Source organism: Dongia soli (assembly GCF_034044715.1).
Lineage (GTDB): Bacteria > Pseudomonadota > Alphaproteobacteria > Dongiales > Dongiaceae > Dongia_B > Dongia_B soli.
This window is the reverse complement of sequence record NZ_JAXCLW010000001.1, coordinates 490,485-502,428: the sequence shown is the minus strand read 5'-3', so window position 1 is coordinate 502,428 and position 11,944 is coordinate 490,485. Positions and strand designations below refer to the sequence as shown.

The following is an 11,944-nucleotide window of genomic DNA, read 5'->3' as shown; positions in this document are numbered from 1 at the left end:
ACATTGTCCCAATAGACATCCGATGGCTCGCGTCGCACCTTCGAAAGGCATCGAATGCAGCAGCATCAGCCAGAATATCGATATGCGACAGGCGCTGTCGCGATGCGGCTCGCTCGCGGAAAACGACCGGTCGATCGATCCTAATATCCGCGCGTTTCTCTTGTCCGGCGGTCAGCCGGCCAGCATGAGCTAAGATCCGCGTGATCATTGATCGCTCAGCCAGCATCACGAGTGGCGGGGTCCGGATCGGCCATGGCGAAGGTGTCGATCTCGATGATCATGCCGGGATAGGCCAAAGCGGGGAATGGAATCCCGGTCGTTGCCGGACCTGGCGTGCTGAAGAACGAGGAACGGATCAGCAGGTTATCGTGCAACTCGCCCGCATCGCTGCGTCCCTCATACATCGTGGTGATCTTGCAGACGTCAGAGAAATCGGCACCCAGTTCGCGCAGGATGGTGCCGATATGCGTCATTGCTTGGCTTGCCTGGCGCCGCATATTGCCGAGATCGACCGCACGGCCCTGCTTGTCGAGCGAAACCTGGCCGCCGAGGAAAATCATGTCGTGGCATTTAAGGCCATGCCGATAGGGCAGATGCACGGTCCAATCCCATAAGCTCTCGGGCCAGACATGGCGGCGCGGCAGCCGTTTTCCATCTTCGCCCAGCATCGCCACGACCTCGATCTTGATCGCCTCGCCCTGGCGTGGAAAATACGGGATCGGAATGCCGGTGGCAGCCGGTCCCGGCTCGTTGAAATGAGCGGCGCAGGCAAGGGCAGCCGGTTCAAAATCCGCGACGCTGTCCTGTCTCAAATACCAGCGATTGAGTTTCACTACATCGTCGAAATCGGCACCGAATTCGCCCAAAGCGCGGCCGATCTGCCGCATCACCTGTTTGGTCTGCGCGACGATGTCGCCGGGATGCGCAAGCCGGCCGTTTTCCATCGCCGTCTGGCCGCTGACGAAGATCATCTTACCGCAGCGCACGGCCTGGACAAAGGGCGGGGGCAGCGGCGAGAGGTCGGGTGCCGCACTGATTTGGCGCGGCAGCACCGCGCCATCGATGCCGCGCATCGCATAACCTTCGATCACAACCGCCATGCCTGGATAAGCGAGATAGGGAACCGGAACGGCAGTCATCGCCGGCCGGACCTCGGTGGGCAAAGCGGCGGCCATCATTTCCAGGAAAGCCGCCTCGCCGACCGAACCGTCATCCACATAGAAGCAAAGCAGCTTGACCAGATCGGCGAACTGGCAATCCAGGTCTTCGAGCACCTGCTGGAAATAGTCCAGGCTATTAGCGATCTGCCGCTTTAGATCATGTGGATTGCGAACCGTACCCTCGACGGTGAGGTCAGCTTGCCCGCCCACCCAGACCATTTGGCCGCTACGCACGCCATGCTGATGACTGACCTCAACGGGCCAGTCCCAATGGTCATGCGGCCAGGCATATCGCTTTTCTATCGGATATCTCCATCGCTGGGGCGATCCCGTCAGTGTGGCAAACTAAGCGGCGCGATCTGCTCGATCGTCCGGCCAGCATAATCCAGCTTTGATACTTTCTCCATCATCCGGATCTGCGCTGCCTCGACGCCGGCACAGGCATCGTCGTGATTCATGGTCAGGACCTTGCGGTCGGCAACGACTTGCCGGCCACCAACAAACACATCTTTGACGGCGCGGTCGGCAGCAGCATAGACCAGGCTGCGCAGCGGGTCGCGCGTCGGTCGCATGCTGGGCGACAAGAGATCGACCAGGACGATATCGGCCCTCATCCCCGGAGCGAGCGCGCCAATATCCTTTCGCAATAGTGCCCTGGCGCCGCCAATCGTCGCCGCGGTGAGGATGTCCTCCGTGGTGGCGGTGAAGACATTCTCAGCCGCAACGCGGCTCAGCACCGCGGCCGCGCGCATTTCCTCCAGTATGTTATGCGGCACCGTATCCGTACCAATGGCGAGATTAACGCCGGCACGCTGGTAGCGGCCGAAATCTTCCAGGAGCTGGCCATAGCGCGAAAACACGGTGGGACAATGCGCGACCGTCGTATGGCTTTCTGCCAGCAACTTCACATCCTCGCGGGAATACCAATGCAGCCAGGAATGCTCGTCGACGAAAATCGCATGGCCCAATATGGTTGACGGGCCGAGGAAGCCGATCTCATGCGCCCATTGGATCGGCGTCTTACCATGGCGCTGCACCATGAGATTGAATTCCATGACGCTCTGCGCGGCGTGGGTAGTCAGCGACACGCCGAGTTCGGTAGCGGCCGCGGCCGAAGCGCGCAACAGCTCTTCGGTGCAGGTATCGATCTGGGCCGGATAGACCATGCCGGAAAGCCGCCCGCTGGGGTTCTTCTGGATTCGCCGGATGAGATCCATCGAGCGGATGAATTTCTGCTCGCCGGCCTTTTCGTCCCATTCGAATTTCACTTCATGGCGATTATCGACGTACCAATGGGACGAGGAATACCAAGGGGCCAGCCAGACGCGCAGGCCGCTGCGTTCGGCCAGTTCCATCCTCTGGGCTTCGGCGGGCCCCAGCCGATTGCTGATGGCGTGCTCTATCTGCTGGGGAAATCCGGCGACTGGATCAGCGGCACCGCGCTCAAAATCAGCGGCGGCAATTTCCCCGGCATTTAGCCGGTTATCCTCAGCCATCCGAATGCCCGGCGGTCGATGTGAATTCGGCATCTTGATCGACCGGGCCCGATACGATAACTCGGGAGTGATCATCATCATCAAGCAATGGCGGCAACCATTTGAGCGACATCATTCTAACGGCCGAGGAACCAGCCACCGGAAAAGGAATGCGGATACCCAGTAAGCCGGAAGCACCCAGTTCCGTGAGCAGTAATGCCTTGTTGTCGTCTCCACCGCCCAGTTTGTCCGAGGCCCAGGCAGAGAGCCTCGCAAAAACCCACTTCGGTATCGTCGTCACGGCAACGCGTCTGACAAGTGAACGGGATGCCAATTTTCGCCTCAAGACCTCCAGCGGCGTCAGCTATGTGCTGAAAATTGCCAATCCGGCGGAAGATCCCCTGGTCACCAATCTGCAGACCAAAGCGTTGTTGCATATCGCGGCGATCGATGCCGATCTGCCGGTGCAGCGAATTTACCCGACCTTGGACGGCGTGCCGGAATATATGCTGCCCGACGGCACCGGGCGCCATATGATCGTCAGGCTGTTTTCGTATCTTGAAGGCGAGCCGCTGCATCAAGTGGAAAGCAGTCCGGCCTTGCGTCGCAATCTGGGAACAGCACTGGCTCAGCTCGGTCTGGCTTTGCGCGGTTTCTTTCATCCGGCGGCTGGTCATGATCTGCTCTGGGATATCAAGAATGCCAGGCGTATGCGGGAGCTGCTGTCCTACATCGAGGAACCATCACGGCGGGCTTTGGTCGAGTTAATTCTCACGCGCTTCGACGATCACGTGACGCCGGCTTTGCCGAGATTGCGAGCGCAGATCGTTCACAACGATCTCAATCCTCATAACGTGTTGGTTCATGCCCAAGATCATAGCCGCGTCACCGGTATTCTCGATTTCGGCGATATGGTGCATACGCCTCTGATCAACGATCTCGCTGTCGCCGCCGCTTACCAGTTGTCGGTGCAGGGCGATCCCTTGGCTGATGCCGGTGATTTCATTGCCGCCTATCACGCGGTCACGCCGTTGGAGCCGATAGAGATCGACCTGCTCTACGATCTGATCGGCGCAAGATTGGCAACGACGGCGACCATTACCAGTTGGCGCGCTGCGCGCTATCCGGAGAATCGCGCCTACATCCTGCGCAATGCACCGCGGGCCTGGGCCGGTCTCGAAGCCTTTGCTGCTTTGCCACGGGCGCAAGCCCAGGTGCGGCTGCGCCGTATTTGTGGTCTTTAACGCGCCGCGCGGCGGCTGGAGGTAGTGAATGTCGATGGTCAATGCCTATGTCCCGGGCCGCGAAGGGGATCTCAATGCGCGCGATACCGATCTGATCCGGCGGCGGGAGAAGCTGCTAGGGCCAGCCTATCGACTGTTCTACGAACAGCCTTTGCATATCGTCCGGGGTGAGGGCATCTGGCTCTACGATCCCGAGGGCAATGCCTATCTCGACGTCTACAACAATGTCGCCTCAGTCGGGCATTGCCACCCCAAGGTGGTGGAGGCGCTGACCCGACAGGCCGGCATCCTCAACACCCATACGCGTTATCTGCACGAAACCATCGTTGATTACGCTGAGCGGCTGCTCGGCAAGTTTCCTTCTCAGTTGCAGCATGTCATGTTCACCTGCACCGGCAGCGAGGCCAATGATCTGGCATTGCGGATCGCGCGCTCCTACACCAAACGAAGCGGCTTTATCGTTACCAAGCTGGCCTATCACGGTTTGACCAGCGCGGTGGCCGAATTGTCGCCATCGCTAGGCGACTACGTGCAACGGGGCGATCATGTTCGTCTTGTGCCGGCGCCGGATACCTATCGCGGCGGCGGTGACATTGGCCAAGAATTCGCTGCGGGCGTTAAAGCGGCGATCGCCGATATGCAGGCCAAGGGGATCGAGCCGGCGGCGCTGCTCGTCGACAGCATTTTCTCCAGTGACGGTATCTTCCCGGATCCGCAGGGTTTTTTGCGTCCGGCGGTCGAAGCCGTGCGGGCGGCCGGTGGCCTCTACATCGCCGATGAAGTCCAGCCCGGCTTCGGGCGCGTGGGACCAGCCTGGTGGGGCTTTGCCCGCCACGATCTGGTGCCCGATATGGTGACGATCGGTAAACCGATGGGCAATGGCCATCCGATCGCCGGCACCGTCATGCAGCCGCATCTGGTCGAGGAATTTGGCCGCAAGTCCCGCTACTTCAATACCTTCGGCGGAAATCCGGTGTCCTGTGCCGTGGGGCGCGCGGTGCTGGAGGTGATCGAAGGAGAAGGGTTGGCGGAGAATGCCGGCATGGTCGGCACGTATCTGCTCGACGGCCTGAAGGCGCTGGCGATGCGTCATTCCATCATTGGCGATGTGCGGGGTGCCGGCTTGTTCCTTGGCGTGGAATTCGTCAAGGATCGCACGACCAAGGAAGCTGCACCAGAGGAGACCGCCCGCGTGGTGAACGATCTGCGCCGCCGCCGTATCCTTATCAGCGCAACCGGTCCACGGGCGAATATCCTGAAGATCCGCCCGCCCCTGGTCTTCAGCCGCGAAAATGCCGATCTGTTCCTGGCAGCCATGGACGACGTGCTGAAGGATATCTGAGGTCAGATTTCCATAGCCAGCAAATCCTCCAACCGGATGGGCAGATCGCGAATACGCAGGCCGGTTGCGTGATAGACCGCATTGGCGACGGCGGCATTCGTGCCGACATTGCCAAGCTCGCCAAGGCCTTTGATGCCGAGATCGTTGACGGCTTTGTCTTCCTCGGGGACGAGGAGGACCTCGACCTGACGCACATCCGCGTTCACCGGGATAAGATACTCGGCGAGATCGTCGTTATAGTAGCGCGCTGAAGCCTGATCGATCTCGGTTTCCTCATGGAGCGCGGAGGACAAGCCCCAGATTAAGCCGCCCATCAACTGGCTCCTAGCCGTGCGCGGATTGACGATGCGCCCGCAGGCAAAGGCCCCGAGCAGGCGGGAGCAGCGAATTTCCTTCGTCAAGCGATGGATGCGCAATTCAACGAATTCGGCACCGAAAGCGAACTGGATCCGGTCTTTCAGTTCCGAGCCGCCGGCTAAAGTAGAATGACCCTGATAGAGCTTGCCGATGCTGTCCGGTTTGGTTCCATGGGGCAGGTTCTCGGCATAGGCTTCCATGCCCTCCTTGGGCAGATCGCCGAGAACTGAGGCCAGTGACATGGCTGACATGTCCTTCGTGCTGGCAGCGTTCGATTGTTGAAAGAGCTGATGTCGTAACCTGTCGCAAGCCTTGGCGATGACGTTGCAAACGCTGGCCGTGGTATTCGATCCGCCGGCAACCGGAGCTGGCGGCAGGGCGGAATCGCCGATCTGGACCTCAATATTCTCCAGCGGCAGGCCCAATCTCTCGGCTGCGACCTGGCCGATCACCGTATAAGCGCCCGTGCCGATATCATGCGCCGCGGTCTGGACGATCGCCTTGCCATCCGGCATCAACCGCACTTTGGCCGCCGCCGGTGCGACGGCCGTCGGATACATGGTGCTGGCGCAGCCCCAGCCGATCAGCCAATCGCCGTCGCGCATGGAACCCGGTTTTGGATTGCGGTCATGCCATCCGAAAGCCTTGGCGCCGGCATCGAAGCAGGCCATCAGGGAACGGCTGGTATAGGGCAGTCCCTTGATCGGCTCGACCTGCGTATCGTTGATGCGCCGCAGCTCAATCGGGTCGATACCTGCTGCAACGGCAAGTTCATCAATCGCACTCTCCAAGGCAAAGAGATAGGGAAGTTCCGGCGGCGATCGCATGAAGCCGGGCGTATTTCGGTCAGCATGAACGATGGAAACCTTGGAATAGACGTTCGGGCAACGATAAAGCCGGGTCGTCGCCTTCGTGCCGGACACCATGTAATTATCCGGCCGGCTGGTGACTTCCCATGCCTCATGGGACAGGGAGACGAGCTTCCCGTCCAGTGTGGCACCCAGTTTCATGTGGTGCCGGGTTTCCGCCCGATAGGTGGCGATGGTGAAGCCCTGGTCGCGCGTCGGCGCCAGCTTGACCGGACGCTGTAACTGCCGAGCGATCTCGGCGATGATCGCCGTCCGCGGCGTCAACGAGCCGCGCGACCCGAAAGCGCCACCGATGAAAGGCGAGACGACGCGTATGTCGTTGGGATCGATGCCGAGCTGCTCGGCCAGGCCATATTTATAGCCCCAGACATTCTGGGAGGATTCCCAGACGGTCAATTTCCCATCGGACCAATGGCAAAGTGTGGTGAAAAGCTCGATCGGGTTATGATGCTGCGTCGGCGTGCTGTAGGACGCATCGATACGGAGAGCGGCTTGCTGGAAAGCCGTTGCCGCATCGCCGATCTTGGGGTCTTCATGTGATTTCGATGCTTCTTCGGCGGCAACAGTCTCCACGCCCGCATCGCCAAAGCCGGCACTGGCCGGCGCTTGGTGGTAGCTGATATCCAGGCGGTAAGCGCCTTCGCGCGCCGATTCAAAGGTCTCGCCGACCACGACGGCGACGATCTGGCCGTCATGCAGGATATCGGGGGAGGTCAGAGGTTGAATGCTCGTTCCCATATATCCGCCGTCGGCCATGAGCTTGCCTGGCTTGACCTTGCCGGCCATATCGAGATGCGTATATACCGCGATGACGCCCGGTACACGGCGTGCGGCAGCTTCGTCGATGCGGCGGACGCGGCCATGTGCGATCGTGCTGGTCACCAGAAAGGCATAGGTTTGATCCGGCAAGGCGAAATCGGAGCCATAGGAGGCGGCGCCGGTGACTTTGCGCTCGCCATCGATCCGGGCAACATCCTTTCCGATCACGGCTTGGGCTGTAGCGGCCATCTAAATCTCCATCTCGGTAAGCTGAAGCAGCGCGCGGGTCAGGGTTTGCTGGCCGAGTTCGGCTTTGTAGCGATTGCCAGGCCGAGTGATGGCGCCCGCGAAAGCAATCTTCGAGGCCGCCTCAAATGCCGGGAGGCCTGGCCGATTGCCGATCAATTGCCGCTCTGCCTCACGAGCCCGCCACGGCTTGGTTGCGACCCCACCCAAAGCGATACGCACATCTTTGATGGCATTGTCTTCTAAATGCATGGCAACCGCGGCGGAGACCAAGGCAAATTCATAGGATTCCCGGTCGCGGATTTTCAGATATAGCGATCGCTTGGTCCATGGGCCGGTTGGCACGTGGAACGCCGTAATCAATTCACCCGGCAGCAGGATAGTCTCGCGCTCAGGTTCGGTGCCCGGCGTGAGATGCAGTTGATCGAATCCAATCGTTCTTGTGCCATTGGCGCCGAGAATATCGACCGATGCATCGAGAGCGATCAATGCTTGGGCAAAGTCGCCGGGATAGGCGGCGATGCAGTGATCGCTGACACCCAGAATGGCGTGTTTGCGATTGACGCCCTCGATGGCGGCGCATCCGGAGCCTGGCTGACGCTTGTTGCAGGCACTCCAGCCGGGTTGGCGGAAGTAGTTGCAGCGCGTGCGCTGCAATACGTTGCCGCCGAGGCTGGCCATATTTCGAATCTGCGGACTGGCAGCCAGTTCCAGAGACTGGGCTATAACCGGAAAGTCGGTCCGAACATGTTGATGATCGGCAGCGGCGCTCATGCGGACGAGGGCCCCCAGTTTCAATTCATCGCCCGACCAGGAGATATCGCCGTAATCGTGTGCGAGACCGTTGATATCGAGGACCACTGCAGGCGCAAGCGTGCCGAGTTTCATGAGATCCAGTAATGTCGTTCCGCCGGCGAGATAGCTTGTCTGCTTGCCAGTTTGACCTCTTTGGTCCTGTTGCGCGGCGCTGAGCGCTTGTTGCGTGTCGATACGCTGATAGTCGAAGGGATACATCGCGTGCTCCCATTAGACGTTGGTCATCTCGGGTTTGGCCTGCTGGACGGCGGCGACGATATTGGGATAGGCGGCGCAGCGGCAGAGGTTGCCGCTCATATATTCGCGAATTGAGTCGGGCGTATCCGCATGTCCTTCATGGACGCAGGCGACTGCGGAAAGAATTTGCCCCGGTGTGCAATAGCCACATTGGAAGGCATCGTGATCGATGAAGGCTTGCTGCATAGGATGCAGCCCGCCCTTGGCGTCCCGCAGACCTTCGATCGTGGTGACCGGTTCCCGCACGCTCGCAGCCAAGGTGAGGCATGAAAGAACTCTTCTTCCCCCGACCAGGACGGTACAAGCGCCACATTGGCCATGGTCGCATCCCTTCTTCGTCCCTGTCAGATGTAGATTTTCGCGCAGGACGTCAAGCAAGGACGTCCTGCTATCCAGGGCTAATTGATGCTGCCGCCCATTGACCTGAAGCTCCGCGAAGGTGGCTTGAGGCGTGGACAATGTCGTCATTTTTCCCTCGGCACGATGACTGAGAATGCTGGTGAAAGCCGGTACAATCGCGACCGCAGCTGTGCCGGACAAAAGCTGCCTGCGGCTCATGCCAACGCCGGCTAAAGTACCGCTGCTAGTCGCTCCGTGATCCATATGCATGACCGCTATCTCCGGAATAAGCCGGCGCTACTTGCTGGCCGTAGCGCCACGTACCAGTGGCTCTCGCGCCCAAATTCGGTGTTGTTTTGCCATATCGAGGAAAGTACCAACGCCGCCCGTACTGCCATTGAGCACGACCATCCCCTCATCCGCTGCCACGTCGATTTGCGCTTTCTCGAAGAGAAGCGCCGCATCGGTGTGGTAGGCGATGACCTTCAGATGGGCGAAAGCATCTCTCAGCCAGTCGATGGCGGCGGCCTCGCGAGCCAGGTTAACAACGCCTTCGCTGGAGGGTAGGATGGCAACGGCATCGAAAAACACCGAAGGCCCCGCATAAAGCGCGTGGTCCGCCGCGAGACGATTACCATCGCTGGTGCGAATACCGCCGATAAGCGGGGCCAGGACAGCCACTTCGGCGCCAGCCCCTGTGATCTGCCGTTTCAATTTTCCGATGAATGCCGCGTCACTGCCATCTGTGACCAGAATGGCGATCTTGCGTCCTTGAATTGTCTTGGGCGCTTTCGCCACAATGCTGAGCGCCGGTGACGGCTTATCGTTCCGCGGCTGGACCGCCGGTTTCGCCGGCTCCACTTCTTCCACCCCCAAGGCCGCTATAACGCGTCGCCCTAATTCCGAATGGATGGTCATCAAATGGCCGAGCATCCGCTGCCGGATCGCCGGCCGCGCCACTTTGCCGAGCTCGAATGAAAAGGCGCTGACGATATGTTGCTGCTCGGGCGGGGTCATTGAGGTCCAAAACAGCCGCGCCTGGCTATAGTGGTCGGCGAAGCTTTCTGCTCGGCTACGCCGCTTCTCAGTGCTGCTTTCCACGGGATAGTTCGCCCGATAACTTTGGAATCCAGTTTCCGGGCACTCCCTTGGAGTGTCTCGCGCGATGCTGTTCGGTTCATAGGCAATCTGCCCCGGCGCAACCGTCATTCGCATCTGCCCGTCGCGTTGAAAATTGCGCCATGGACAAACCGGACGGTTGATCGGGATCTCATGGAAGTTGGGCCCGCCCAGGCGAATGAGTTGAGCATCGAGATAGGAACATAGCCGCCCCTGGAGAAGCGGGTCATTGGTGAAATCGATTCCAGGCACGACATGGCCGGGGTGAAACGCCACCTGTTCGGTTTCCGCGAAGAAGTTGTCCGGATTACGATCCAGTACAAGCTTGCCCACCATCTGCAAAGGAAGAAGCTCTTCCGAAATCAGCTTGGTCGGATCAAGGATATCGAAGTCCAGCTTTTCCGCGAAAGCTTCGTCAAAGACCTGCAAGCCCAGTTCGAATTCCGGATAGTGCTCTTTGTCGATGGCTTCCCACAGGTCGCGGCGATGGAAATCGGGATCCGCACCGCCGAGTTTGACGGCCTCGTCCCAGATCAGCGAGGTTGAACCGATTGTCGGACGCCAGTGAAACTTGACGAACTTGGCTTCGTCGCAGGCATTGATCAGTCGAAAGGTGTGAACGCCGAATCCTTCCATCATGCGAAAGGACCGGGGGATAGCGCGATCCGACATCACCCACATCAGCATATGCATGCTCTCAGGCGTCAGCGATACGAAGTCCCAGAATGTGTCATGGGCGCTTGCGGCCTGAGGAAAGCCGCGATCCGGTTCCATTTTAAGCGCATGAGCCAAATCCGGGAACTTCATTGCGTCCTGGATGAAGAAGACCGGTATATTGCTGCCGACGAGATCGAAATTGCCTTCCGAGGTGTAGAATTTGACGGCAAAGCCGCGTAGATCACGTGGCGTGTCGATAGAGCCGGCACCGCCGGTTAATGTTGAGAACCGGACAAAGACCCGGGTCCGCTCTTGCGGGTTCTGCAAGAATGCTGCCCTTGTGATAGCCGAGAGAGATTTGTAGACCTGAAAATAACCGTGCGCCGCTGAACCCCGCGCATAAACGATTCGCTCCGGAATACGCTCGTGATCGAAATGAGCAATCTTTTCGCGGAGGATAAAATCTTCCAGCAAAGCGGTCCCGCGCTCGCCGAGCCTCAGAGAGTTCTGATTGTCAGAGATGACGACACCCTGGTTGGTCGTCAATCGACCATGGATATTGCCAGCTGCGGTTTGATGCAACTCGCCACCGTGGCCGGTACGGGACGGAATCGGGGGCACGCTTCTCTTGCCGGAAGATTTCGGCTCTTTCGATTTCCCCGGATCCTTTGCCATAGCAATCTCTCGCGCAAGGGGAGATGAAGGGTGGGACGAAGGCAAGGCACGCCCGGAACGGGTCTGCCAGAAACATCTCGACTCGCAACAGTGAGGGCGACGACACTCGCGGTTCGAGCGCCCTATTGGCTGGTTAACTCTTGGCTATTGGGATTGTTCCAAAGGATCAGAGGAGGATCCGCTTCTGCAAAATCCGTGTGCCGGTGGGTGGCCTCTCGTACTTGTGAACGGGGTGCTCAACTGCGCTTCTGTCGGCGCGGCGCGCGAGGCTGCTCTTCTCCCTGATCCGCCATGCCGGGGAAATCACCTTGGTTTTCGATCGCCTCGGCCGGCTCCACAGGTTCCAGTGTCGTGTTCTCTGCGGTGGTTGGTCTTGGCTTCGTGGCTAGGGACTGGTTCTCCTCGATTGCCGCCAGTTCCTTGGCGCGCTCCCAGAATTCGCTGTCCCGTCCATCCGGCTTCCCCGCCTCTTCCCATAACTGATACGCGTGGCGGCGGATACGTTCCTCGTCCATTGATCTATGCTCCGGTTTTAAGCTTCGCTTCGGTTGGGTTTTGAAAGAAACATGAGAGATTGCAAATCGTTCCGTGACGTGGAAAATGTGCCCAGAAGACTCACGGGATTTCCTGCATCATCTGCTGATTCGCG

The 11,944-nt window shown here is 59.4% G+C and carries 10 protein-coding genes; 3 read left to right on the top strand and 7 right to left on the bottom strand.

Going from position 1 to position 11,944, the window contains the following annotated elements:
• The first annotated feature begins 22 nt into the window (after positions 1-22).
• A complete protein-coding gene (locus tag SMD27_RS02180) occupies positions 23-193 on the top strand; it encodes a hypothetical protein (RefSeq protein ID WP_320506697.1) in 171 nt (56 codons plus the stop codon).
• A 22-nt stretch (positions 194-215) separates the two neighbouring features.
• On the opposite strand, the gene SMD27_RS02175 is transcribed toward SMD27_RS02180, so the two are convergent.
• Together SMD27_RS02175 and SMD27_RS02170 are read right to left on the bottom strand one after the other, a co-directional pair.
• A complete protein-coding gene (locus tag SMD27_RS02175; protein WP_320506696.1) occupies positions 216-1,394 on the bottom strand; it encodes a RidA family protein in 1,179 nt (392 codons plus the stop codon).
• A 98-nt stretch (positions 1,395-1,492) separates the two neighbouring features.
• A complete protein-coding gene (locus tag SMD27_RS02170) occupies positions 1,493-2,656 on the bottom strand; it encodes an amidohydrolase family protein (RefSeq protein ID WP_320506695.1) in 1,164 nt (387 codons plus the stop codon).
• A gap of 149 nt (positions 2,657-2,805) precedes the next feature.
• On the opposite strand from SMD27_RS02170, the gene SMD27_RS02165 reads away from it, so the two are divergent.
• Together SMD27_RS02165 and SMD27_RS02160 are read left to right on the top strand one after the other, a co-directional pair.
• Complete coding sequence (locus SMD27_RS02165) at positions 2,806-3,879, top strand: phosphotransferase (RefSeq protein WP_320506694.1); 1,074 nt, start codon at positions 2,806-2,808, stop codon at positions 3,877-3,879.
• Positions 3,880-3,907: 28 nt separating this feature from the next.
• Complete coding sequence (locus SMD27_RS02160) at positions 3,908-5,221, top strand: aspartate aminotransferase family protein (protein ID WP_379990971.1); 1,314 nt, start codon at positions 3,908-3,910, stop codon at positions 5,219-5,221.
• A 2-nt stretch (positions 5,222-5,223) separates the two neighbouring features.
• Here the strand turns inward: SMD27_RS02160 and SMD27_RS02155 are convergent, their stop codons facing one another.
• The 5 genes from SMD27_RS02155 to SMD27_RS02135 all read right to left on the bottom strand — a co-directional run bounded on the left by SMD27_RS02155 (position 5,224) and on the right by SMD27_RS02135 (position 11,810).
• Positions 5,224-7,455, bottom strand: a complete 2,232-nt coding sequence (locus tag SMD27_RS02155; RefSeq protein ID WP_320506693.1) for a xanthine dehydrogenase family protein molybdopterin-binding subunit — start codon at positions 7,453-7,455, stop codon at positions 5,224-5,226.
• Positions 7,456-8,466, bottom strand: coding sequence for an FAD binding domain-containing protein (locus SMD27_RS02150; protein WP_320506692.1), 1,011 nt, complete (start codon positions 8,464-8,466; stop codon positions 7,456-7,458).
• A gap of 12 nt (positions 8,467-8,478) precedes the next feature.
• A complete protein-coding gene (locus SMD27_RS02145; protein WP_452094342.1) occupies positions 8,479-9,114 on the bottom strand; it encodes a (2Fe-2S)-binding protein in 636 nt (211 codons plus the stop codon).
• Between the two features lie 27 nt (positions 9,115-9,141).
• Positions 9,142-11,295, bottom strand: a complete 2,154-nt coding sequence (locus tag SMD27_RS02140; protein WP_320506691.1) for a catalase — start codon at positions 11,293-11,295, stop codon at positions 9,142-9,144.
• 236 nt (positions 11,296-11,531) lie between these two features.
• On the bottom strand, positions 11,532-11,810 hold the full coding sequence (locus SMD27_RS02135; RefSeq protein ID WP_320506690.1) for a DUF2934 domain-containing protein: 279 nt from the start codon (positions 11,808-11,810) through the stop codon (positions 11,532-11,534).
• Positions 11,811-11,944 lie beyond the last annotated feature (134 nt).

Coding starts and splice junctions, on each gene's coding strand:
- SMD27_RS02180 (WP_320506697.1), top strand. CDS start 23: ATGGCTCGCGTCGCACCTTCGAAAGGCATCGAATGCAGCAGCATCAGC.
- SMD27_RS02170 (WP_320506695.1), bottom strand. CDS start 2,656: ATGGCTGAGGATAACCGGCTAAATGCCGGGGAAATTGCCGCCGCTGAT.
- SMD27_RS02165 (WP_320506694.1), top strand. CDS start 2,806: ATGCGGATACCCAGTAAGCCGGAAGCACCCAGTTCCGTGAGCAGTAAT.
- SMD27_RS02160 (WP_379990971.1), top strand. CDS start 3,908: ATGTCGATGGTCAATGCCTATGTCCCGGGCCGCGAAGGGGATCTCAAT.
- SMD27_RS02155 (WP_320506693.1), bottom strand. CDS start 7,455: ATGGCCGCTACAGCCCAAGCCGTGATCGGAAAGGATGTTGCCCGGATC.
- SMD27_RS02150 (WP_320506692.1), bottom strand. CDS start 8,466: ATGTATCCCTTCGACTATCAGCGTATCGACACGCAACAAGCGCTCAGC.
- SMD27_RS02145 (WP_452094342.1), bottom strand. CDS start 9,114: ATGCATATGGATCACGGAGCGACTAGCAGCGGTACTTTAGCCGGCGTT.
- SMD27_RS02140 (WP_320506691.1), bottom strand. CDS start 11,295: ATGGCAAAGGATCCGGGGAAATCGAAAGAGCCGAAATCTTCCGGCAAG.
- SMD27_RS02135 (WP_320506690.1), bottom strand. CDS start 11,810: ATGGACGAGGAACGTATCCGCCGCCACGCGTATCAGTTATGGGAAGAG.